This window comes from Serratia sp. CY83965, from assembly GCF_052166375.1.
Taxonomy (GTDB): domain Bacteria; phylum Pseudomonadota; class Gammaproteobacteria; order Enterobacterales; family Enterobacteriaceae; genus Serratia; species Serratia marcescens.
On record NZ_JBJNOV010000010.1, the window covers coordinates 112,801 to 135,183 of the forward strand.

The 22,383-nt window shown below is 61.4% G+C and carries 19 protein-coding genes; 14 read left to right on the forward strand and 5 right to left on the reverse strand.

The annotated features are described in order from the left end of the window. Positions 1 to 27: 27 nt before the first annotated feature. On the reverse strand, positions 28 to 924 hold the full coding sequence (locus ACJ8PL_RS18390) for a LysR family transcriptional regulator (protein WP_015379061.1): 897 nt from the start codon (positions 922 to 924) through the stop codon (positions 28 to 30). Positions 925 to 1,196: 272 nt separating this feature from the next. Here ACJ8PL_RS18390 and ACJ8PL_RS18395 point away from each other — a divergent pair, with 272 nt between their 5' ends. The 8 genes from ACJ8PL_RS18395 (at position 1,197) to ACJ8PL_RS18430 (ending at position 12,271) form a co-directional block, all read left to right on the forward strand. Further along, positions 1,197 to 2,513, forward strand: a complete 1,317-nt coding sequence (locus ACJ8PL_RS18395) for a M20 family metallo-hydrolase (protein ID WP_016930115.1) — start codon at positions 1,197 to 1,199, stop codon at positions 2,511 to 2,513. Continuing rightward, positions 2,510 to 3,961, forward strand: coding sequence for a M20 family metallopeptidase (locus ACJ8PL_RS18400; RefSeq protein WP_115436530.1), 1,452 nt, complete (start codon positions 2,510 to 2,512; stop codon positions 3,959 to 3,961). The genes ACJ8PL_RS18395 and ACJ8PL_RS18400 overlap by 4 nt, the downstream gene beginning before the upstream one ends. 100 nt (positions 3,962 to 4,061) lie before the next feature. Beyond that, positions 4,062 to 5,588 (forward strand): p-aminobenzoyl-glutamate transporter, encoded by a 1,527-nt coding sequence (gene abgT, locus ACJ8PL_RS18405; RefSeq protein WP_028127596.1) that lies wholly within the window; start codon positions 4,062 to 4,064, stop codon positions 5,586 to 5,588. Positions 5,589 to 5,766: 178 nt separating this feature from the next. Then, complete coding sequence (locus tag ACJ8PL_RS18410; protein WP_110147417.1) at positions 5,767 to 6,693, forward strand: aminoimidazole riboside kinase; 927 nt, start codon at positions 5,767 to 5,769, stop codon at positions 6,691 to 6,693. 194 nt (positions 6,694 to 6,887) lie between these two features. Continuing rightward, positions 6,888 to 8,297: a carbohydrate porin gene (locus ACJ8PL_RS18415; RefSeq protein WP_049299938.1), complete on the forward strand. Its 1,410-nt coding sequence runs from the start codon at positions 6,888 to 6,890 to the stop codon at positions 8,295 to 8,297. 63 nt (positions 8,298 to 8,360) lie between these two features. Then, positions 8,361 to 9,731 carry a sucrose-specific PTS transporter subunit IIBC gene (locus ACJ8PL_RS18420; RefSeq protein ID WP_033639379.1) on the forward strand — a complete coding sequence of 457 codons (1,371 nt, stop codon included), beginning with the start codon at positions 8,361 to 8,363 and terminating at the stop codon, positions 9,729 to 9,731. Then, positions 9,731 to 11,206 (forward strand): glycoside hydrolase family 32 protein, encoded by a 1,476-nt coding sequence (locus ACJ8PL_RS18425; RefSeq protein ID WP_442531333.1) that lies wholly within the window; start codon positions 9,731 to 9,733, stop codon positions 11,204 to 11,206. The genes ACJ8PL_RS18420 and ACJ8PL_RS18425 overlap by 1 nt, the downstream gene beginning before the upstream one ends. Positions 11,207 to 11,227: 21 nt before the next feature. Beyond that, positions 11,228 to 12,271 carry a LacI family DNA-binding transcriptional regulator gene (locus ACJ8PL_RS18430; protein WP_016930122.1) on the forward strand — a complete coding sequence of 348 codons (1,044 nt, stop codon included), beginning with the start codon at positions 11,228 to 11,230 and terminating at the stop codon, positions 12,269 to 12,271. Positions 12,272 to 12,326: 55 nt separating this feature from the next. Here the strand turns inward: ACJ8PL_RS18430 and exbD are convergent, their stop codons facing one another. Further along, the gene (gene exbD / locus ACJ8PL_RS18435) at positions 12,327 to 12,749 is read right to left on the reverse strand and encodes a TonB system transport protein ExbD (RefSeq protein ID WP_004937307.1); all 423 of its coding nucleotides are present in this window, start codon (positions 12,747 to 12,749) and stop codon (positions 12,327 to 12,329) included. Between the two features lie 3 nt (positions 12,750 to 12,752). Continuing rightward, a complete protein-coding gene (gene exbB, locus ACJ8PL_RS18440; protein WP_072270933.1) occupies positions 12,753 to 13,733 on the reverse strand; it encodes a tol-pal system-associated acyl-CoA thioesterase in 981 nt (326 codons plus the stop codon). A 431-nt stretch (positions 13,734 to 14,164) separates the two neighbouring features. Between exbB and metC the strand changes: the two genes are divergently transcribed. Then, positions 14,165 to 15,361: a cystathionine beta-lyase gene (gene metC / locus ACJ8PL_RS18445; RefSeq protein WP_016930124.1), complete on the forward strand. Its 1,197-nt coding sequence runs from the start codon at positions 14,165 to 14,167 to the stop codon at positions 15,359 to 15,361. A 145-nt stretch (positions 15,362 to 15,506) separates the two neighbouring features. Beyond that, entirely contained in the window at positions 15,507 to 16,169 is a 663-nt protein-coding gene (locus tag ACJ8PL_RS18450; RefSeq protein ID WP_004937300.1) for a DedA family protein, read from the forward strand. Positions 16,170 to 16,179: 10 nt separating this feature from the next. Here ACJ8PL_RS18450 and ACJ8PL_RS18455 read toward each other — a convergent pair whose 3' ends face one another. Then, positions 16,180 to 17,100, reverse strand: a complete 921-nt coding sequence (locus ACJ8PL_RS18455) for a LysR family transcriptional regulator (protein ID WP_016930125.1) — start codon at positions 17,098 to 17,100, stop codon at positions 16,180 to 16,182. 108 nt (positions 17,101 to 17,208) lie between these two features. Between ACJ8PL_RS18455 and ACJ8PL_RS18460 the strand changes: the two genes are divergently transcribed. Beyond that, the gene (locus tag ACJ8PL_RS18460) at positions 17,209 to 18,237 is read left to right on the forward strand and encodes a zinc-dependent alcohol dehydrogenase family protein (RefSeq protein ID WP_079450160.1); all 1,029 of its coding nucleotides are present in this window, start codon (positions 17,209 to 17,211) and stop codon (positions 18,235 to 18,237) included. A gap of 7 nt (positions 18,238 to 18,244) precedes the next feature. Here the strand turns inward: ACJ8PL_RS18460 and ACJ8PL_RS18465 are convergent, their stop codons facing one another. Continuing rightward, positions 18,245 to 19,132, reverse strand: a complete 888-nt coding sequence (locus ACJ8PL_RS18465; RefSeq protein ID WP_156866316.1) for an AraC family transcriptional regulator — start codon at positions 19,130 to 19,132, stop codon at positions 18,245 to 18,247. A gap of 226 nt (positions 19,133 to 19,358) precedes the next feature. On the opposite strand from ACJ8PL_RS18465, the gene yqhD reads away from it, so the two are divergent. The 3 genes from yqhD to ACJ8PL_RS18480 all read left to right on the forward strand — a co-directional run bounded on the left by yqhD (position 19,359) and on the right by ACJ8PL_RS18480 (position 22,380). After that, positions 19,359 to 20,522: an alcohol dehydrogenase gene (gene yqhD, locus ACJ8PL_RS18470; protein ID WP_016930127.1), complete on the forward strand. Its 1,164-nt coding sequence runs from the start codon at positions 19,359 to 19,361 to the stop codon at positions 20,520 to 20,522. Between the two features lie 285 nt (positions 20,523 to 20,807). Further along, the gene (dkgA, locus tag ACJ8PL_RS18475) at positions 20,808 to 21,632 is read left to right on the forward strand and encodes a 2,5-didehydrogluconate reductase DkgA (RefSeq protein ID WP_060445081.1); all 825 of its coding nucleotides are present in this window, start codon (positions 20,808 to 20,810) and stop codon (positions 21,630 to 21,632) included. Between the two features lie 142 nt (positions 21,633 to 21,774). Then, a complete protein-coding gene (locus ACJ8PL_RS18480) occupies positions 21,775 to 22,380 on the forward strand; it encodes a transglycosylase SLT domain-containing protein (RefSeq protein ID WP_016930129.1) in 606 nt (201 codons plus the stop codon). The last annotated feature ends 3 nt before the right edge of the window (positions 22,381 to 22,383 follow it).

Consider the following 22,383-nt stretch of genomic DNA (forward strand, 5'->3'; position numbering starts at 1 on the left):
TACCCAGGCCCCGATGGGGCTTCGGTATCACCGACAATAAAGACGAAACAGGCGCGCCAGGTGCGCGCCCATCGGCGTCAAGGTGGTGTCCTTCCGTTGGATAAGATAAAACGTCGCTTTCGGCAGACGCTCTTCCAGCTCAAGCGGCACCAAATGCTTGCCCAGAATCGGATCCGAAATCACGTCCACCGACAGAATGCTGACAAAATCGCTCTGCGCCACCAGGCTGGTACAGGCCATAAAGGTCTCACAGGTCACGCTGATCGATGGCGCCATGCCCAAGTCCCCGAACAGATCGTGCAATAGCCGGTAATAACTGCCTTTCGGCGTCGGCATGGTCCAGTCGCAGTGCTGCAGCTGTTTCAGCGAGGTCGCCCCCTCCATCGGATGCCCTTTGCGCACTACCACCCGATACTCTTTTTCCATCAGCCGTTCATACTGCAGCTCGTTGTCGAGGCTGCTGGGGTAATAGGTATTGACGGTAAAATCCAGCTCGCCCTGGCGCAGTTCTGGGATCATCGACACCAGTTGCCCCTCGACGATGCGCACCTTCACGTTCGGATACTCACGGTGAAACTGGGTGACCACCTGCGGCATCACGGTGCGCGCAATGCTGCCGCCAACGCCGATATTCACCGTGCCGCCCGCCAACCCCAGCCGCTGCTGAATGTCTTCCTGCGCCACCCGCAGTTCTTCGAGGATCAGGCTGGCATGCTGGAAAAAGTTATCGCCGCAGTCGGTCAATACCACCCCCTGACTGCGGCGAATAAACAGCTTGGCGCCCAGCACCTCTTCCAGCTCCTGAATGGCTTTGGTCAGTGCAGGCTGGGAAAGGCGAGAGGTGCGGCTGGCGGCGCGGATGCTGCCCTGGCGGCTAACGTCCACAAATGCGCGCAATTGGTGCAATTTTATCGAGGCTGGCATAGGCGAAAGGCGATAACCGTTATTTATCAATAGCAAGATATTGGCATCTTATTTAGCCAGATTCCATTGTGTACATTCGGAAAAAACATAATAAATAACCAAATTCTTATTTCGCTTAATTAAGCGCATTTTCTGCGCCAATAAGCGCCATTCACGGCAGTTAGTAACCAAACGCACCTTTTTCTTTGCAATAGCTTCACCGTCTGATTTCAGTTCAGAGCATAACTGCTGCCTGGAGCGATCCAGCGCGCGATAACTTATGAGATATCACTATGACTAATTCGCTTTCGATGTTGGTGGCCGATCTGTACCCGCAATTGCAGGCCTGGCGCCGCGACTTCCACCGCTATGCCGAATCCGGCTGGTTTGAGTTTCGCACCGCCACCCTGGTGGCGGAAGAACTCGATCGGCTGGGTTATCGTTTGCAGCTGGGCCGCGAGGTCATCAAGGCCGAGGCGCGCATGGGACTGCCCTCGTCCGATGAGCTGGAGGCGCAGGAACTGCGCGCCCGCAATCAGGGCGCGTTGGAAAAATGGTTGCCGCATTTTTCCGGCGGCTTCGCCGGCATCGTCGCTACGCTCGATACCGGCCGCCCCGGCCCGACTATCGCCTACCGCGTGGATATGGACGCCCTCGATCTCAACGAATTGCTGGAACCCGAGCACCTGCCGTTCCGTGAAGGATTCGCCTCTTGCAACAGCGGCATGATGCATGCATGCGGTCATGACGGCCATACCACCATCGGCCTGGGGCTGGCGCACGTGTTCAAAAGCCTGGAGTCCCAGCTTAGCGGCACCGTCAAACTGATCTTCCAGCCGGCGGAAGAAGGCACGCGCGGCGCAAAATCGATGGTGGAGGCCGGCGTGGTGGACGACGTCGATTTCTTCACCGCGGTGCATATCGGCACCGGCGTGCCGGCCGGCGAGCTGGTGTGCGGCAGCGACAGCTTTATGGCCACCAGCAAGCTGGACGTTACCTTTCGCGGCGTCGCCTCCCACGCCGGCGCCAAGCCGGAAGACGGTCGCAACGCGCTGCTGGCAGCGGCGCAGGCTGCGCTGGGGCTTTACGCCATCCCGCGCCACAGCGAAGGCAGCTCGCGCATCAATGTCGGCGTGCTACAGGCCGGCACCGGCCGCAACGTGATCGCCGATCGGGCGTTTATGAAGGTGGAGACGCGCGGCGCCACCAATGAGATCAACGCGTTCGTCTATCAACAGGCGCTGAACGCCATCGAAGGCGCAGCCAAAATGCACGGCGTCGCCTGCGACATCGCGCTGATGGGCGCGGCGCAGAGCAGCAAACCGACCCAACCGTGGGTGGATTACATCCGTCGCCAGGCGCAGCAGATAACCGAGCTGACCTCGGTGGTCGATCGCCGCGAACAGGCTGCGGGTTCGGAAGACGCCACCTACATGATGGAACGGGTGAAATCCCGCGGCGGCCAAGCCTCATATGTCATTTTCGGCACCGAGCTGAGCGCCGGACACCATAACGAGAAATTCGACTTCAACGAACAGGTGATGGCGGTGGCGGTGAAAACGCTGGCGTCGCTGGCGCTGAACCTGCCGACATTCGGGAGCGGAGCATGAGCAACTCAGAACTGCAGGCTTTTATCGACGACTACATTGACCAACGCCAGTCCCGCTTCAGCGCGCTGAGCGACGCGATTTGGGACCATCCGGAAACGCGCTTTAACGAGACCTATTCCGCCACGTTGCTGGCCGATGCGCTGGAACAGGAAGGCTTCTCGGTCGAGCGCGGCGTGGGCGACATCGAGACGGCGTTTATCGCCAGCTACGGCAGCGGTCACCCGGTTATCGCGCTGCTGGGCGAGTACGACGCGCTGGCCGGGCTGAGCCAGCGGTCCGGTTGCGCCACGCCGCAGCCGCTGGTGGAAAACGGCAACGGCCATGGCTGCGGCCACAATCTGCTGGGCACCGCGGCGCTGGCGGGCGCCTTCGCCGCCAAGGCGTGGATGCAGCAGAACCGGCTGACCGGCACCCTGCGCTTCTACGGCTGCCCGGGCGAAGAGGGGGGCTCCGGCAAAACCTTTATGGTGCGCGAAGGCCTGTTCGACGACGTCGACGCCGCCCTCACCTGGCACCCGGAAGGCTTCAGCGGCATGTTCAACACCAGTACGCTGGCCAACATTCAGGCGGCGTTTCACTTCAAGGGCGTCGCCGCCCATGCCGCCAACTCGCCGCACCTGGGGCGCAGCGCGCTGGACGCGGTGACGCTGATGAATACCGGCGCCAACTTCCTGCGCGAACATATTGTGCAAGAAGCGCGGCTGCACTATGCGGTCACCCACACCGGCGGCAGCTCCCCCAACGTGGTGCAGGCCGACGCCGAGGTGTTGTACCTGATCCGCGCACCGCAGCTCGACCAGGCGCAGGACATTTACCAACGGGTGATCAACATCGCCAAGGGCGCAGCGCTGATGACTGACACCCAGATGGAAGTGCGCTTCGACAAGGCCTGCTCCAACTATGTGCCAAACCGCAGTCTTGAACGCGCGATGTATCAAAACCTGTGTGATTTCGGTCTGCCCGAGTACAGCGACGCCGAACGCCGCTTCGCCGAGGAAATCCGCCAGACGCTGAGCCGCGACGATCTGCGCAACGCCAAACTCAACATTGCCCGCACCGGCGGTGCAGCCGGGCGCGAGTGGGTGCAACTGCTGGGAGATAAGGTGCTGATGGACGAGGTCGCTCCTTATGTGGAATCCGACGATCTGCTGTACGGCTCTACCGACGTTGGCGACGTGAGCTGGGTGGCGCCGACCGCCCAATGCTTTAGCCCCTGTTTCGCACTCGGCACTCCGCTGCACACCTGGCAACTGGTGGCGCAGGGCCGCACCGCTATCGCCCATAAGGGCATGTGCCTGGCCGGCAAGGTGATGGCGGCGACCGCCGTCGATCTGCTGAGCGACAGCGCCCTGCTGGCGCGCTGCCGCAGCGAGTTTGAGCGCCAGCGCGCCGAACAGCCGTACCGCTGCCCCATCCCGCAGGGGGTGAAGCCATCTCCATTGAAATAGCATGAACAGACAGGGCCCGGAACACCGGGCCACCGAGCATAATTATAAATAAATCAAATAATAACAATCACACAACAGAGCAAACACAGAGGGTAAAATCATGAGTGAGGCCACAACGCCAATCAATAAAAGCCCCGGACGCGTTTTTTACTGGGTGGAACGCATCGGCAATAAGATCCCCAATCCGTTTTTATTGTTCGTCTATTTGATCCTGGTGCTTATGCTGGCCACCGCGCTGTTTTCCTGGCTCGATGTGGCGGTGAAAAATCCGGCCACCGGCGAGCTCATCAAGGTGAATAACCTGATGAGCGTGGCGGGCATGCAGTGGATATTTCCCAATATCATCCATAATTTCAGCAGTTTTGCGCCGCTGGGGGCTATTTTGGCGCTGGTGATAGGCGCCGGCCTGGCGGAAAAGGTCGGCCTGCTGCAGGCGCTGATGTATAAAATGGCCTCGCGCGTCAGCGCCCGCTACGCCAGCTATATGGTGCTGTTTATCGCCTTCTTCAGTCATATATCGTCGGACGCCGCGCTGGTGGTGATGCCGCCGCTCGGCGCGCTGATGTTTGTAGCGGTGGGTCGCCACCCGATAGCCGGACTGCTGGCGGCGATCGCCGGCGTCGCCTCCGGTTTTACCGCCAATCTGTTGATCGTCACCACCGACGTATTGCTTTCCGGCATCAGCACCGAAGCCACCAAAGCGGTGGATGGCGCGGTTCACGTCAGCGTGATAGACAACTGGTACTTTATGGCCACCTCCGTGATCGTGCTGACCATCGCCGGCGCGCTGCTCACCGACAAGTTTATCGAGCCCCGTCTGCCGAAGTGGCAAGGCGGCGCCGAAGACAAAATCGCAGCGCTGACCCCGCTGCAGAACCGGGGGCTGATGATGAGCGGCATCGCCGCGCTGGTGTTTATCGCCATCATCGCCGCTCTGGTGGTGCCGGAGGCCGCGCCGCTGCGTGACCCGAACACCGGTTCGGTGATCCCTTCCCCGTTCATCAAGGGTATTGTGCCGATCATCATCCTGTTCTTCTTCACCGTCGCCATTACCTATGGCGTAGTCACCAAACAGATCCGGCGGCCGGACGATATTCCCCACCACTTGCTCGATCCGATGAAAAGCATGGCGGGTTTCATCGTGATGGTGTTTCCGCTGTCGCAGTTCGTGGCGTTCTTTAACTGGAGCAACATGGGCAAGTTTATGGCCGTCGGTCTGACCGATATGCTGGAAGCCGCCGGCATGAGCGGCGCACCGGCATTTCTCGGCCTGATGTTCCTCTCCGCCTTCCTGTGCATGTTCATCGCCAGCGGCTCGGCGATCTGGTCAATTTTGGCGCCGATCTTCGTGCCGATGTTTATGCTGCTCGGTTTCCACCCGGCGTTCGCCCAGATGATCTTTCGCATCGCCGACTCTGCAGTGCTGCCGCTGGCGCCGATGTCACCGTTCCTGCCGCTGTTCCTCGGCTTCCTGCAGCGCTACCGCAAAGACGCGCAGCTCGGCACCTATTACGTGCTGATCCTGCCCTATCCCGTGGTGTTCTTCAGCGTGTGGATTTTGCTGCTGCTGGTCTGGTATGCGCTAGGCTTGCCAATCGGTCCCGGCGTCTATCCGAAGCTGGGCTAAACGCCCCGCTATCTCGCCCCGCGCTGGTTCGCGGGGCAGATTCCCTCTTCCCCAAGCCCAGCAGAAAGATTGATCTTCCTCACTGACCAAGCGGCTCTGAGGATTATTTCATTGCCTTGCTAAACCGGTTCTTCTATTTTAGCTCACCATCTGACAACGACAAAAACAGGGATTAAGCATGATGAATCGCGTATGGGTGCTGGGCGACGCCGTGATCGACCTGATGCCGGAAAATGCCAACGGTTATCTCAAATGCCCCGGCGGCGCGCCGGCGAACGTGGCGGTGGGTATCGCCCGCTTGGGCGGCGACAGCGCCTTTATCGGCCGGGTGGGGCAAGACAGCTTCGGCGCCTTTCTGCAGCAGGTGCTGAGCGATGAAGGGGTGGATATCGGTCATATGCGACCGGATCCCGAACACCACACCTCCACGGTGGTGGTGGATCTCGATCAGCACGGTGAGCGCTCATTCACGTTTATGGTGCAGCCCAGCGCCGATCTGTTTTTGCAGCCCGACGATCTGCCGGCTTTCCTACGGGGCGAATGGCTGCACCTCTGCTCCATCGCGCTGTCGCAGGAGCCCAGCCGCAGCGCGGCCTTTACGGCGATGGAACGCATGCGGGCAGTCGGCGGCCGGGTCAGTTTCGATCCCAACATCCGCGAAGAGGTCTGGCGTCAGCCGGAAGCGCTGCGCCCCTGCCTACAAAAGGCGCTGCTGCTGGCGGATGTGGTGAAACTGTCGCGCGAAGAGCTGGCTTTCATCAGCCACCTTGACGATGTGGAGAACGGCATCCGCTGGATGATGCAAACCTATCCGCTGCGCCTGCTGCTGGTGACGCTGGGCGGCGACGGCGTCTGCGTACACGATGGGCATCGCCTGCGCCATTTCCGCGCGCCGTCGGTCGTGCCGGTCGATACCACCGGCGCCGGCGACGCGTTTGTCGCCGGGCTGTTAGCGGCGCTGGCGCGCCTTCACGCATTGCCGCAGGACGCGCAGTGGCCGGCGGTTATCGCCCAGGCTCAGGCCTGCGGCGCGCTGGCCACCACCGCCAAGGGCGCCATGACCGCCCTGCCTCACGCCGAAGAGCTGGCCGCTTTTCTGCGTTGATCCCCTGCATCCACGGCGATCCCCTGGGCGCCGTGGTCTTTTAACCCGCGATTTGCGCGCTCGATCACAATAGCTGAATCGGGTTAGCAAACTTGATTGCCAGTCCGCTCCTCGATCGTTATCTTTCGCCATGAAAAACCGGTTTAGCAATTTAGCAAAAAATAATAACAACCCTTCCCGGATGATAGACGATGATGAAAAAACTCAGCTATTTGGCGATAACAACAGGGCTTTTCCTCTCCACGTCTGCCGCTGCAGCCTCCGGCGACGGCGGCATCGAGGCGCGCCTCAACGCGCTGGAACAACGCCTGGCGCAGGCGGAACAGCGCGCCGCTCAGGCTGAAACTCGCGCCACCGCGGCGGAACGCCGGGCGCAACAGCTGGAACTGCGCACCGCCAGCACCGAAAGGCAAACCGCGCAGGTCGTGCAGCGCGCCGCCGCGCTTGAAACGCAATCCTCTCCGACCAGCGCGCTGAAACTGAACGGTTTCAACGATCTGAAACTGTACGGCGACGTGGAGTTCAATCTGGACGGCGCCAGCCGCAGCGGCCAGCTGACGTCGCTGAAAGGCAGCGACCACAAGGACTGGAAACCCGGCAACAAAGAGCGCTGGGACATCAATGGCCGCATTCTGGTCGGGCTGGACGGCTACCGCCGCAATCCGGACGGCAACTTCTCCGGCTTCAGCGTCCAGCCGCTGGCGGACATGAGCGGCAAAATGAACCTGGACGACGCCGCTTTCTTCTTCGGCAATGAAAAGAACTGGCAAACCAAAATCGGCCGCTTCGAAGCCTACGACATGTTCCCGCTGAATCAGGATACCTTCATTCAATACTCCGGCAATACCGCCAACGACCTGTACGCCGACGGCTTCGGCTATATCTACATGATGAAAGAAGGCCGCGGCCGCAGCAGCAGCGGCGGCAACCTGATGCTGAGCAAATACGCCGGGGATGTCTATTTCGAACTGAACACGCTGGTGGAAGACGGCACCTCGCTGTTCCAGGACAACAGCTACCACGGCAATGCGCTGGAAAATAAGAAAAACGTCGCCTATTTGCGCCCGGTGATCGCCTGGAAGAAAGACGCCTTCAGCATCGCGGCGGCGATGGAAAGCAACGTGGTGAATAACGCTTACGGCTATCAGGACAGTCAGGGCCGCTTCGTCGACCAATCCAAGCGCAACGGCTACGGCATGACGATGAGTTGGAACAACAGCGCCGCCAACCCGGATAACGGCGTGGTGGCCAACCTGAGCACCGCCTATCTGGATGCCTCAGGCGAGCAAGACTTCACCGCCGGCGTCAACGTGCTGTGGCGGCGCTTCGAACTGGGTTATATCTATGCCCATAACAATATCAAAGAGTTCAATACCGCCGGGATCGCCGCCGATATCCACAACCCGCTCAGCGAACCGGGCAACTACGACATCCACACCGTTCACGCGTCGTATCAGATACCTAACATTATGAATATGAAGAATTTCAACCTGTATTTAGGCGCCTATGTGTCGCTGCTGGAAGCCAACGCCGACAACAAGATCGCCAACGGCGACAACGACCAGCGTTACGGCATGCGCGCCAGATTCAAGTATTTCTTCTGACATCGATTCACGGCGCTGCGCCGCAAACTGCGCGGCGGCATTTTTATTTAGCAAGGGGACAACATGGACATTACCGCAACCGCCAACGCGCTGTTGCCGCTGCTCGGCGGTAAAGAGAACATCGCCAGCGCCGCCCACTGCGCCACGCGCCTGCGCCTGGTGCTGGTGGACGACAGCAAGGTGGACAAAGAGGCCATCGGCAAACTGGACGGCGTTAAAGGCTGCTTCAGCAACGCCGGTCAGATCCAGGTGATCTTCGGCACCGGACTGGTCAACAAGGTGCATGCGGAATTCATCAAGGCGGCGGGCGTCAGCGAATCCAGCAAGGCCGAAGCCGCCGATATCGCGGCGAAAAAGCTCAACCCGCTGCAGCGCATCGCGCGCCTGCTGTCGAACATCTTCGTGCCAATCATCCCGGCGATCGTCGCTTCCGGCCTGTTGATGGGGCTGCTCGGCATGGTGAAAACCTACGGCTGGGCCGATGCCAACAGCGCGCTGTTCATCATGCTGGATATGTTCAGCTCGGCGGCGTTCATTATCCTGCCGATTCTGATCGGTTTCACCGCCGCACGCGAATTCGGCGGCAATCCCTATCTGGGCGCCACGCTCGGCGGCATTTTGACGCATCCGGCGCTGACCAATGCCTGGGGCGTCGCCGGCGGGTTCCACACCATGAATTTCTTCGGTCTGGACATCGCCATGATCGGCTACCAGGGCACGGTATTTCCGGTGCTGCTGACGGTGTGGTTCATGAGCCTGTTGGAAAAACGTCTGCGTAAGGTGATCCCCAACGCGCTCGATCTGATCCTGACGCCGTTCCTGACGGTGGTGATCTCAGGCTTTGTCGCCCTGCTGTTTATCGGCCCCGCCGGCCGTGCGCTGGGCGACGGCATCTCCTTCGTGCTCAGCACGCTGATCGCTCATGCGGGGTGGTTCGCCGGGTTGCTGTTCGGCGGCCTCTATTCCGCTATCGTCATTACCGGCATCCACCACAGTTTCCACGCGGTAGAGGCCGGGCTGCTCGGCAACCCCACTATCGGCGTCAACTTCCTGCTGCCGATCTGGTCGATGGCCAACATCGCTCAGGGCGGCGCCTGCCTGGCGGTCTATTTCAAAACCCGCGACGCCAAAATCAAAGCCATTGCGGTGCCTTCGGCCTTTTCCGCCATGCTCGGCATCACCGAGGCGGCGCTGTTCGGCATCAATCTGCGCTTCGTGAAACCATTTCTGGCGGCGCTGGCGGGCGGCGCGCTCGGCGGGGCCTGGGTGGTGGCCAACCATGTCGGCATGAACGCGGTCGGGCTGACGGCGATCCCCGGCATGGCGATCGTGCAGGCCAGTTCTCTGGTCAGCTATATCATCGGTCTGGCGATCGCGTTTGGCAGCGCCTTTGTCCTCTCTCTGCTGCTGAAATACAAAACGGACGCGCAATGATGGAAGAACTCAGCTTAATCAAACAGGCAATGCGGGCGGTCATGAACGGCCAGCCGCTCGCGCTGCGCGATCCGCACCGCCCGGCCTGGCATCTGGCGCCCAGCGTTGGCCTGCTGAACGATCCCAACGGCTTTATCCAGCACAACGGCGTTTATCATCTGTTTTATCAGTGGAATCCGCTGGGTTGCGATCATCGCAACAAATGCTGGGGACACTGGCAGTCGGCCGATTTGCTGCGTTGGGAGCACCAGCCAATCGCCCTGGCGCCCAGCGCCTGTTACGACAGCCACGGCTGTTACTCCGGCTCGGCGGTGGCGGCGGAAGGCAAAATCACGCTGATCTACACCGGCAACGTGAAATTCCCAGACGGCTCACGCACCGCTTACCAATGCCTGGCTCAGGAAAGCGAACGGGGCGAATACCGCAAGCTCGGGCCGGTGCTGCCGCTGCCGGAGGGCTACAGCGGTCACGTACGCGATCCGAAAGTGTGGCGTCATCAAAATGACTGGTACATGGTGCTCGGCGCGCGTGACTTGCAGGATCGCGGTAAGGTGCTGCTGTTTCGTTCCAGCAATCTGCGTGACTGGCAATCGCTGGGCGAGATCGCCGGTTCCGGTCTGAACGGCTTAGAGGAATTCGGCTACATGTGGGAGTGCCCGGATCTGTTCACGCTGGACGGCGCTGATGTGTTGATCTGCTGCCCGCAGGGGCTGGCGCCGCAGCCGGAACACTATCTCAACCGTTATCAGGCCGGCTATCTGCTCGGCAAGCTGGATTACCGGCAGGCGGCCTTCAGCCACGGCGAATTCCGCGAGCTGGACGCCGGCTTCGAGTTCTACGCGCCGCAGACGACGCTGGCGGAAGATGGCCGCCGCCTGCTGTTCGGCTGGATGGGCGTGCCCGAGCAAGATGAAGAAGCCCATCCGACGCGCCGTTACGGCTGGATCCACACCATGACCTGCCCGCGCGAGCTGTCGCTGCGGCATGGCCGCCTCCACCAGCGCCCGGCGCGCGAGCTGCAACAGCTGCGCGGTGAGCGAGCAGGCTGGCAAGGCCGCCTCCACCAGCGCCCGGCGCGCGAGCTGCAACAGCTGCGCGGTGAGCGAGCAGGCTGGCAAGGCCGCGCCGATGACGCCCCCGCCTATGCGCTGGAGGCCGCGGAGTTGCAAATGACGCCGCAGGGCGCGTTCAGCGCAACCTTTGGCGACGCGATGACGCTGAACTGGGACGGCGAAAGGCTGCAGCTGACGCGCACTTCCCTGACCGACGGCCGGCCGGAGCACCGTTACTGGCGCGGCTCGGTCACGCATCTGCAACTGCTGTTCGATCGTTCCAGCGTGGAAATTTTCATCAACCGCGGCGAGGCGGTGATGAGCGCGCGCTACTTCCCGGCTGGTGAGCCGCAACTGCGGCTGTGCGGGAGCGCGCCGCTGGCGTTGGAATACTGGCCGCTGACGCCATGCATGCTAGAATGACGCATCCTCCGATGACTTCAGATGGCGTCAGTGAAAAAAAATAAACGCATTACCATCAGTGACATCGCCACGCTGGCCGGGGTGTCGAAATCGACCGCCAGCCTGGTGCTGAACGGCCGCAGCAAGGAATATCGGGTGTCCGACGACACCCGCGATCGCGTTCTGGCGCTGGCGCACGAACACCATTATCAGCCCAGCATTCACGCCCGCTCTTTGCGCTCCAACCGCAGCCACACGCTGGGGCTGGTAGTGCCGGAGATGACCAACTACGGCTTTGCGGTGATTTCGCGCGAGCTAGAAACGCTGTGCCGTGAAGCCGGTCTGCAGCTGCTGATCGCCTGCACCGATGAAAACCCGGCGCAGGAGATGATGGCGGTGAACAGTCTGGTGCAGCGGCAGGTGGATGGCTTGATCGTCGCCTCCAGCCAGTTGAACGACGCGGAATACCAGAAGATCAACGCCGGGCTGCCGGTGGTGCAGATGGACCGTCTGATCGCCGGCTCCGAACTGCCGCTGGTGATCACCGATTCGGTCAATTCGACTGCCGACCTGGTGGAAAAGGTCGCGCGCCAACATCCGGATGAGATCTATTTTCTCGGCGGGCAGCCGCGCATTTCGCCGACCCGCGATCGCCTCGCCGGCTTCCAGCTTGGCCTGGAGCGCGCCGGCATCACATGCAAACCGGAATGGATCATCAACGGCAACTATCACCCCAGCTCAGGTTACGAGATGTTTGCTCAGCTGTGCGCACAGCTGGGGCGTCCGCCTAAAGCGCTGTTTACCGCCGCCTGCGGCCTGCTGGAAGGCGTATTGCGTTATCTGACTCAGCATCAGCTGATGGAGAGCGACATTCACCTGTGCAGCTTCGACGATCACTACCTGTTCGACTGCATGACGCTGAAGATAGACACGGTCGCGCAAGACTGCCTGGCACTGGCGCAACATAGCTTCGACCAAGTCACCGCGCTTATCGACGAACGGCCGCTGGAACAGAGCGCGCTTTATCTGCCGGGCCGTATCCACTGGCGTCATGCCGGTTCCCGGGCTTTGTTAGCCGGGGAGTGATATCTCAGAATCAATAAAAAAGGGCGCCTGAGCGCCCTTTATCGTTTTGCTGCCGCTACTTGGCGGCGCCCTCCATGCCCACCAGCCCCACTTTCAGGTAGCCGGCTTTACGCAGGGTGTCCATCACGCTCATCAGCGTTTCATAGTCCACGCTCTTGTCCGCCTGGAAGAAGATGGTGGTTTCTTTGTTAGCCTGGGTACGTTGATCCAGCACCGAAGTCAGCTGATCGGCATTCACCGGCTGATCGCCGACGTAGAGCTGCTTGTCGGCCTTCACCGACAGGAACACCGGTTTTTCCGGCCGCGGCTGCGGCTTGGCGGAAGAAGCCGGCAGATCGACGCGGATATCTACCGTTGCCAGCGGCGCGGCCACCATAAAGATGATCAACAGCACCAACATGACGTCGATAAACGGCGTCACGTTGATTTCATGCAGTTCGCCGCTGTCGTCCAGATCTTCATTTAAGCGCATCGCCATGACTCACCCCGCCCGCAGTTGGTGCGCGTGCTGTGAGCGCTTGGCTTCCGCCGTCGCGGCCAGATCCAGATCGCGGCCCTGCAGCAGCATGACCTGCGCCGCCACGTCGCCCACCTGCGCACGGTGGCCGCTGATGACGCGGGCGAAGATGTTGTAGATAACGACGGCAGGGATCGCCGCCACCAGGCCCAGCGCGGTCGCCAGCAGCGCTTCCGCGATGCCCGGCGCCACAACCGCCAGGTTGGTGGTCTGCGAATGGGCAATGCCGATGAAGCTGTTCATGATGCCCCACACGGTGCCGAACAGGCCGACGAACGGCGAGATGGCGCCGATGGTGGCGAGGAAGCCGTTGCCGCGGCCCATGTTGCGGCTGTAGGCCGCCACGCGGCGCTCGAGGCGGAAGCCGGTGCGCTCTTTGATGCCGTTGTTGTCGTTGGATTCCGCAGACAGCTCCAGCTCGTTTTGCGCATCGTTCAGCAATACCGCGCTGACGCTCTCCGGGGCGAAGTTTTGCGCCAGCTCGGAGGCTTCATCCAGCGAGCGCGCTTCGGCCAGCGCCAACTGCTCGCGGCGCAGACGGCGCTTGGCGCGCAGCAGTTCGCTGCCTTTGGAGAACAGAATGGTCCAAGTCACGATCGAGGCCAGCACCAGGCCGATCATTACCGCTTTCACCACCGCGTCGGCGTGCTGGTACATGCCCCAAACGGACAGGTCCATGCCGCGGGTTTCCGGTGGCTGGATCGTTGGCGCCGGATTCACCGGCGTGATGCTCTCCGGCGCGGCGGCTGCCGCAGGTGCAGGCGCGGTGGTCGGCGCAACGCTTTCGGCAACGGCCGGATTGCTCGCCGGCGCGGCCTGCGCGCTGCCGGCCAGCCCCACGACCAGCACCATAGAAGCCATCAGGCTGCGGCCGAAGGCCTTGCCCCACTGCGCCCGGCCCTGGCCGAACGATCCTTGATTTAAATTCTTGCCAGCCGTTTTCACGCTGTGCCTCCACCCATTACCGATCAAAATTAAGGAATAATTCAGCGTGCGATCATATCAAACCAACCGGGGATTGATAGTAGTTCTCATTATTATTTACCAAATAAACGAGAAAATTTTAGCCAGCCCCGCCACAAAGCGCCAATCTGCGTCCGTTCACCGCCAACTGCCCCTTTTATAGGGTTATTTCGTTACTTTTCTCCCACAACGACGCAACAACGCCGCGCTGCCGAACGGCGTCTTGACCGATGAATGGGCTTCTCTCTCGCACCACGGCAGAAGGATGAGGCGAGAAATGCGCGCCCGACAGACAATTATAGCCGTTTCTATATCTGGAAGTTAAAACGTCTGGATGGCTATATTAACTCATGTTAACGTAAGGGCTATCGCAAACGGGCACGTGCAGAGCAACCAGAGGTGAGCCAGGTACCATGACGTCAAAACATATCGAAACCACGCTGATCGGCGCCGGCCGCAGCCAGCGTTACACCCAGGGCTCCGTCAATCCCGTCACGCAACGCGCCTCTTCTTTGGTCTTCGACTCCGTCGCTGCCAAAAAACACGCCACCGCGCAACGCGCCCACGGCGAGCTGTTTTACGGCCGACGCGGCACCCTGACCCACTTCGCCCTGCAGGATGCAATGGTGGAGCTGGAGGGCGGCGCCGGCTGCGTGCTGTACCCCTGCGGCGCGGCGGCGGTGGCCAATGCGATCCTGTCGTTCGTCGGCGCCGGCGATCACCTGCTGGTCACTGGTTCGGCGTACGAACCGACCCAGGATTTCTGCACCCATATCCTCGGCCGCATGAACGTCAGCACCACTTATTTCGATCCGCTGATCGGCGCCGATATCGCCACGTTGATCCAACCCAACACCCGCGTGGTGTTCCTGGAATCCCCCGGCTCCATCACCCTGGAAGTGCAGGACATTCCGGCGATGGTGCAGGCCATTCGCGCCGTGGCGCCGGAGGTGGTGATCATGATCGACAATACCTGGGCGGCGGGCGTGCTGTTCAAGGCGTTGGATTTCGACATCGATATCTCCATTCAGGCCGGCACCAAATACCTGATCGGCCATTCCGATTACATGCTCGGCACCGCCGTCGCCAACGCGCGCTGTTGGGATCAACTGCGCGAGTACTCCTATCTGATGGGGCAGATGGTGGATGCCGACACCGCCTACATGGCGAGCCGCGGCCTGCGTACCCTGAGCGTGCGCCTGAAGCAGCACGAACGCAGCAGCATTGAGGTCGCCAACTGGCTGGCCGAACGGCCGGAGGTGGCGACGGTCAATCACCCGGCCCTGCCCAGTTGCAAAGGCCACGCGTTCTATCGCCGCGACTTCAGCGGCTGCAACGGGCTGTTCTCCTTCGTGCTGAAAGAGCGGCTGGATGAGGCGCAGCTGGCCGCCTACCTGGACAACTTCAGCCACTTCAGCATGGCCTACTCCTGGGGCGGCTTCGAGTCGCTGATCCTGGCCAACCAGCCGGAAGAACTGGAAGCGATCCGCCCGGCGGGCGGCGTCGATTTTTCCGGCACGCTGGTGCGGTTGCATATCGGTCTGGAGAACGTCGAAGACCTGATCGCCGATCTGGCGGCCGGCTTCGATCGCCTCAACGGCGTGCGCTAAGGCGGATTCCGATAATTTTCTTCGTCTCGTTTAATGTCGGCTTAAGCTATTAGCGGTACACTAACCGGGTAACTGTCAGATACGGTAACCGCCGCATCCTGGAGAACGTGACCCCGGGCGCAACCGGCATGCAACAGGACATAAAATGGATGTATTACGAGAGATTATTCATGCGCTTTGGCAGCAGGACTTCATCGCCCTCGCCGATCCAAGCGTAATTTGGGTGGTTTACGCCGTACTTTTCACCACTCTGTTTTTGGAAAACGGACTGCTGCCCGCCTCCTTCCTTCCCGGTGACAGCCTGCTGCTGCTGTCGGGCGCGCTGATCGCCAAAGGCGTGATGGGCTTTGCCCCCACTCTGCTGATACTGACCGCCGCAGCCGGCCTCGGCTGCTGGCTGAGCTATATCCAGGGCCGCTGGCTGGGCCACACCGGCCTGGTGAAGAGCTGGCTGCTGCAACTGCCGGCACAGTACCACCAGCGCGCGCACAACCTGTTCAACCGCCACGGGCTGACGGCGCTGCTGATCGGCCGCTTCCTCGGTTTCGTGCGCACCCTGCTGCCGACCATGGCCGGCATTTCCGGGCTCAACAGCTCGCGCTTCCAGGTATTCAACTGGCTGAGCGCGGCGATCTGGGTCTGCGCGCTGGTCGGCCTCGGCTACGCGTTCAGCCAAATCCCTCTGGTGAAACGCTATGAAAGCCAGGTGATGACCGGCCTGATGCTGCTGCCGCTGTTGCTGCTGTTCGTCGGCCTGCTGGGCGCCATGCTGGTGATCTGGCGTAAAAAACGCGCCGCCTCTTCCTGAACCGGGCGCGCTACAGCGCCTTCTCGACCAACGCCAGACTGGCAGGCAGTTTGTTCACCAGCGTATCCACCGCCAGCCGCACCTTCAGCGGCAGGTGGGGCGTGTGCGGCCACACCGCATGCGCTTCAAAGGCGGCGCCCGGCCGATCGCGCAGCAAGCGCACCAGCGCCCCGCTCAACAACTGCTCACGCACCAGCCAGCACGGCAGCCAGGCAATGCCGAAACCCGCCGTGGCCGCATCCGCAATCGCCTGCAGGTCGTCCATTTGCAGCCGGTTATTCGGCATTACGTCCTGCGGCTTGCCGTCGCTATCCAATACCAACCAGCTGCGCCGCGCGCCGGCGCGCATATAGGTCACCGCCTCATGCTGCGCCAGTTGCTCGATGCTGAGCGGTTCGCCGCACCGCTGCAGATAGGCCGGCGAGGCGCACAGCGCCATGCGGTGATCGCCGATGCGGCGCGCCACCAAGCCGCTGCTGTTGGCCAGCGTACCGTTGCGAATCGCCATATCGAAGCCGTCCTCAATCAGGTCCACCACCCGATCGCTGAACGACAGTTCCAGCTCCAACCCAGGATGCTCGCGCGTCAGTTCGGTCAGCAGCGGCGCAATGCACATGCGGCCAAACAGCACCGGCATCGACACCCGCAGCCGGCCGCTGACCTGTCGTTTCCCCGACTCCAGCAGCGTTTCCGCGCCACGGATCTCCTCCAGCGCCCGCAGGCAGCGCTCATAAAACAGCGCACCGTCGTCGGTCAGGCTCTGGCTGCGCGTGGTGCGATGAAACAGCCGCACCCCCAGCCGCTGTTCCAGCCGGGCGATGGTTTTGCCGACCGCCGAACGCGAAAGATGCAGCCGACTGGCCGCCAACGCAAAACTGCCCGCCTCCACGGCGGTAACGAATACCGAAATGCCGCTCAACCGATCGCTCATGATTTGTCGCTCTGAAAGAAACAATCTGCGGAAATCTTATCGCCACTGGCGAACCTCTATCAACGATATTATCGGCAGGTCTGTTAATCGCTGACTTTGGAGAACATCATGACCAATACAATGCAACGCTGGACGATGAGCGCCCTGGGGCGTGAGCACCTACAGCTGAGCGCAAGCGCCATCCCACAGCCGGGGCCGCACGAAATCAGAGTGAAAGTGAAGGCTGTCTCACTCAATTACCGTGACAAACTGATGATTGAAAGCGGCATGGGGCTCACGCTGCCGCAGCCGTTCACGCCCGCCTCGGACATGGCCGGCGAGGTCGATGCCATCGGCCCCGGCGTCAGCCGCTTTCAGCCCGGCGCGCGCGTCATTTCCACCTTCAGCCCCGGTTGGCTCGACGGCGAGCAAAAACCCTACGGCGATGCGCGCCGGGTGCCTTATCACACCCTCGGCGGTTTTTATCAGGGCGTGCTGGCGGAATACGTGATAGTGCATGAAGATTGGCTGGTGGCGGCGCCGGCGTCGCTGGACGATGTTCAGGCCAGCACCTTGCCGTGCGCCGGGCTGACCGCCTGGTTCGCACTGGTGGAGCAAGGCAGGCTGCGCGCCGGCGACTCGGTATTGGTGCAAGGCACCGGCGGCGTGGCGCTGTTCGCGCTGCAGATCGCCAAAGCGCACGGCGCCGAGGTGTACGTCACTTCCGGCAGCGACGAAAAATTGGCGCGCGCCAAGGCGCTGGGCGCCGACCGCGGCATCAATCGCCTGCATGGCGACTGGGTGGAGAAGGTCTATCAGCTGACCCAGGATCGCGGCATCGACCATGTGGTGGATACCGTGGGCGGCACCAACCTCGGCAATTCGGTGCGCGCCGTGGCGGTGGGAGGACGCATCTCGGTAATAGGCATCCTGGAAGGCAACGAAATTTCCGCCCCCGCCGGCCCGCTGCTATTAAAATCCGCAGTGATTCAGGGCATCGGCGTCGGCCACCGCCGCGCGCTGGAAGACCTGGTGCGCGCCGTGGACGCCGTCAACCTGCAGCCGGTGATCGACCAGGTATACCGCTTCGATCAGCTGCCGCAGGCGCTGGATCACCTCGATCGCGGGCCATTCGGCAAGATCGTCTTAACCCCATAAATGCGGCTCAGCCCTCCAGCAACAGCGGGTTGGCCTCGCGCAGCCGGGCGACTTCATCGCTCGGCGTCATGCCGAACAGCCGTTTGAACTCGCGGCTGAACTGCGACGCGCTTTCGTAGCCGACGCGGATCGCCGCCGTGCTGGCCTTCAGACCGTCATGAACCATCAACAGTCGCGCCTTATGCAGCCGGTACGACTTCACGTACTGCAGCGGCGAGGTGTTGGTCACCGCCTTGAAGTTGTGGTGGAACGCCGAGACGCTCATGTTGACCTCGCTGGCCAACTGCTCGACGTTGATGCTGTCGGCATACTGATGTTCGATACGCCGCAGCGCCTTGGCGATCTGGCTGAAGTGGGTATGCCGATTGACCAACTCCTGCAGCGACGCGCCGCAGGCGCCGCGCAGCACATAATAGAGAATCTCCCGTACAATCTGCGGCCCAAGCACCCGGGCGTCGAGCGGATTGGCCATCACGTCGAGCAGACGCTCGGTGGCGCACAGCAACTCTTCCGTCATTTCCGCCAGGTTCACCCCGTTGCTCTCCGCGCGCGGTTGCATCAGGTAGTCGTCATCGCCGATGTCGATCAGCAAGTCCTGCAGCATTTGGGTATCGATATTGACCGCCAACCCAACCAGCGGCAGTTCCGGGCTGGCGAAGGTTTCGCATTCAAACGGCAGCGGCACCGTCATCAGCAGGTAGTTGCGCGGATCGTATTGGAACTTCTTATTGCCGCAATAGCCGACCTTGTGCCCCTGAAAAACAATGACGATCCCCGGTTCATACATCACCGGCTGACGCGGGCTGTGGCGATCGACATACAAAATCTTCACCCGCGGCACCGGCGACGGCGTGTAGCCGTTGCCGCTGGCGATAGCCATCGCCTGGCGCGCCATGCGGCTGCGCAGCGCATCGATTTCAATCACGGAAACACCCTCTTACAGTCAGAACGATTCGGCATAAATCATAATTTAAAACTCGCCATTTCTACAGCCAGTTGTAGAAATAGGCAAGAACCAAACAGGAATGTGCATTGTGCGTTGCCGCCCGGTTCCTGACAATACGGGCCAGACACCTTTGCGCCACTTTGGCGCCCGCCTGACAGAAAGAGAGAAATCAACCATGCACAACTTCATTCTGCATACCCCAACCAAAATCCTGTTCGGCAAGGACCAAATTGCCGACGTGGCCGGCCAAATCCCGGCGGACGCGCGCATCCTGATCACCTACGGTGGCGGCAGCGTAAAGAAAAACGGCGTGCTGGATCAGGTGCATAGCGCGCTGGCCGGCCGCGACGTGCGGGAGTTTTCCGGCATCGAGCCTAACCCGACCTACGAAACGCTGATGAAAGCGGTCGAGGTGGTGAAAGCGGAAAACATCGATTTCCTGCTGGCGGTCGGCGGCGGTTCGGTGGTTGACGGCACCAAGTTCATCGCCGCCGCCGCCCGTTATACGGCCAGCAACGACGCCTGGCACATTCTGCAGACCGTCGGCAGCCACATCGCCGACGCAGTGCCGATGGGCTGCGTGCTGACGCTGCCGGCCACCGGCTCCGAGTCCAACAGCGGCGCGGTGATCACCCGCAAAAGCAGCGGCGACAAGCAGCACTTCTTCTCGCCGCTGGTGCAGCCGCGCTTCGCCGTGCTGGATCCGGTGGTGACCTACTCGCTGCCGCCCCGCCAGATCGCTAACGGCGTGGTCGACGCCTTCGTGCACACCCTGGAGCAGTATCTGACCTACCCGGTCGACGCCAAGGTGCAGGATCGCTTCGCCGAAGGCCTGCTGTTGACCCTGCTGGAAGACGGCCCGCGCGCGCTGGCCGAGCCGGAGAACTATGCGGTGCGCGCCAACGTGATGTGGAGCGCCACCATGGCGCTGAACGGCCTGATCGGCGCCGGCGTGCCGCAGGACTGGGCGACCCACATGCTGGGCCACGAGCTGACCGCCATGCACGATCTCGACCACGCGCAAACGCTGGCCATCGTGCTGCCGGCGCTGCTGCACGAGAAGAAAGCGCAGAAGCGCGAAAAACTGCTGCAGTACGCTGAACGCGTCTGGGGCCTGCGCGAAGGCAGCGAAGACAGCCGGATCGACGGCGCCATCGCCGCCACCCGCGCCTTCTTCGAACAGATGGGCGTGCCGACCCGCATGGCGGATTATCAGCTCGACGGCAGCAGCATTCCGGCGCTGCTCGACAAGCTCCATCAGCACGGCATGACCGCCCTGGGCGAGCATCAGGACATCACCCTGGACGTCAGCCGCCGCATTTATGAAGCGGCGCGTTAATCGCAAAACGGCGATTTTTTGCTAGGCTTTAGTCTCCGCCAGCCATTTTTCGCCGCATCCTGCGCCCGGCCGATCACCGGGCGCAGCCGGGCGCTTCAGCGCCGCCGATCGTTTCGCACCACTCGTCTTACCGCTCATTCGCAGGGAGAGCGGGGAGAAAATGGCCCTCCCGCCACCGCTGAAATTAGGCTGGCAAACCCGGCAACCGCCCATTTTGCCAACTAGAATTTATCTATAGCCGTTTCGGCGCCGCAGGCGCCGCAATCCGTACACAAGGAGATGCGCATGACAACGCAACAACCCATCATCAAACTCCACGATGGTAATCTGATGCCGCAGTTGGGTCTCGGCGTTTGGCAGGCGAGTATTGAAGAGACCACCCGCGCGGTGAGCAAAGCGCTGGAGATCGGTTACCGCTCCATCGACACCGCCGCGATTTACAAGAACGAGGAAGGCGTCGGCGCCGCGCTGCAGTCCAGCTCGCTGCCGCGCAGCGACCTGTTCATCACCACCAAGCTGTGGAACGACGATCAGGGCGATCCGCTGGCGGCGCTGGAAAGCAGTCTGGAAAAGCTCAAGCTGGACTATGTGGATCTGTATCTGATCCACTGGCCGCGCCCGCAGCAGGATCAATACGTCTCCGCCTGGCGCGAGCTGATCAAGCTGCGCGAACAAGGCCTGGTGAAAAGCATCGGCGTATGCAACTTCCATACGCCGCACCTGCAGCGTCTGTTGGATGAAACCAACGTGGCGCCGGTCGTCAACCAGATCGAGCTGCACCCGCTGCTGCAACAGCGCCAGCTGCGCGCCTGGAACGCCACGCACCATATCGCCACCGAATCCTGGAGCCCGCTGGCGCAAGGCGGTGAAGGCGTGTTCGACCAGCCGCTGATCAAGGCGCTGGCCGAAAAATACGAGAAAACCCCGGCGCAGATTGTGGTGCGCTGGCACCTGGACAGCGGTCTTATCGTCATCCCGAAATCGGTCACGCCGTCGCGGATTCGCGAAAACTTCGAGGTGTTTGATTTCAAACTCGATAAAGATGAACTGGGCGAGATCGCCAAGCTGGATGTCGGCAACCGCCTCGGGCCGGATCCGGATACCCTGTAATCTCCCCCCAAGCCCTCTCCGGCCGGAGGGGGCTTTTCCTTCCCGCACATTGCTCCTTTGCGCCGCCTGACGTTATGATGACGACGCCGGAGGCTCCGCCCGCCGGTTAACGCCGTTAAAAAACAGACAAGCACGGAGCACCATGAAATTCTCTTTCTCACACGGGTCACGGCTGGGCATGCTTTGCGTCATGCTGGTGCTGGCGGGTTGCGCCGGCAAGAAACAGCGCGTCAGCTACGATCGCCACGCCTTCGATAGCGCCATCAAAGACGCCGCCAGCGAATACGGCGTAGACGCCAAGCTGATCACCGCCATGATCCAGGTGGAGTCCGGTTTCAACCCCGCCGCAGTGAGCAGATCCAATGCGATCGGCCTGATGCAGCTGAAAGCCGATACCGCCGGCTGCGACGCCTATCGCTACAAAGGCAAACGCGGTTGCCCGGACGATGACGATCTGCGGGATCCCGACACCAATATCGATCTCGGCGCCGCCTATCTGGCCACCTTGCAAAAACAACAGCTCAAAGGGATCGCCAATCCCGTCACGCTGCGCTACGCCACCATCATCGCCTACGTCAACGGCACCGGGGCACTGCTGCGCACCTTCTCCAGCAACCGTCAGCAGGCCATCGCGATGATTAACAACCTGTCGCCGGAGGCCTTTAACTGGCACGTGCGCAAATACCATCCCGCGCCGCAGGCGCCGCGCCATTTGATGAAAGTGGAAGCCGCGTACGAGCAGCTGTGACGC

Bases quoted from the DNA above. Each gene is read 5' to 3' on its own strand.
- ACJ8PL_RS18400 (WP_115436530.1), top strand. From the start codon at position 2,510: ATGAGCAACTCAGAACTGCAGGCTTTTATCGACGACTACATTGACCAA.
- exbD (WP_004937307.1), bottom strand. From the start codon at position 12,749: ATGGCGATGCGCTTAAATGAAGATCTGGACGACAGCGGCGAACTGCAT.
- ACJ8PL_RS18390 (WP_015379061.1), bottom strand. From the start codon at position 924: ATGCCAGCCTCGATAAAATTGCACCAATTGCGCGCATTTGTGGACGTT.
- dkgA (WP_060445081.1), top strand. From the start codon at position 20,808: ATGACAACGCAACAACCCATCATCAAACTCCACGATGGTAATCTGATG.
- abgT (WP_028127596.1), top strand. From the start codon at position 4,062: ATGAGTGAGGCCACAACGCCAATCAATAAAAGCCCCGGACGCGTTTTT.
- ACJ8PL_RS18415 (WP_049299938.1), top strand. From the start codon at position 6,888: ATGAAAAAACTCAGCTATTTGGCGATAACAACAGGGCTTTTCCTCTCC.
- ACJ8PL_RS18410 (WP_110147417.1), top strand. From the start codon at position 5,767: ATGATGAATCGCGTATGGGTGCTGGGCGACGCCGTGATCGACCTGATG.
- ACJ8PL_RS18455 (WP_016930125.1), bottom strand. From the start codon at position 17,100: ATGAGCGATCGGTTGAGCGGCATTTCGGTATTCGTTACCGCCGTGGAG.
- ACJ8PL_RS18480 (WP_016930129.1), top strand. From the start codon at position 21,775: ATGAAATTCTCTTTCTCACACGGGTCACGGCTGGGCATGCTTTGCGTC.
- ACJ8PL_RS18430 (WP_016930122.1), top strand. From the start codon at position 11,228: ATGGCGTCAGTGAAAAAAAATAAACGCATTACCATCAGTGACATCGCC.
- ACJ8PL_RS18425 (WP_442531333.1), top strand. From the start codon at position 9,731: ATGGAAGAACTCAGCTTAATCAAACAGGCAATGCGGGCGGTCATGAAC.
- metC (WP_016930124.1), top strand. From the start codon at position 14,165: ATGACGTCAAAACATATCGAAACCACGCTGATCGGCGCCGGCCGCAGC.
- ACJ8PL_RS18395 (WP_016930115.1), top strand. From the start codon at position 1,197: ATGACTAATTCGCTTTCGATGTTGGTGGCCGATCTGTACCCGCAATTG.
- ACJ8PL_RS18450 (WP_004937300.1), top strand. From the start codon at position 15,507: ATGGATGTATTACGAGAGATTATTCATGCGCTTTGGCAGCAGGACTTC.
- ACJ8PL_RS18465 (WP_156866316.1), bottom strand. From the start codon at position 19,132: ATGGCGCGCCAGGCGATGGCTATCGCCAGCGGCAACGGCTACACGCCG.
- yqhD (WP_016930127.1), top strand. From the start codon at position 19,359: ATGCACAACTTCATTCTGCATACCCCAACCAAAATCCTGTTCGGCAAG.
- ACJ8PL_RS18460 (WP_079450160.1), top strand. From the start codon at position 17,209: ATGACCAATACAATGCAACGCTGGACGATGAGCGCCCTGGGGCGTGAG.
- ACJ8PL_RS18420 (WP_033639379.1), top strand. From the start codon at position 8,361: ATGGACATTACCGCAACCGCCAACGCGCTGTTGCCGCTGCTCGGCGGT.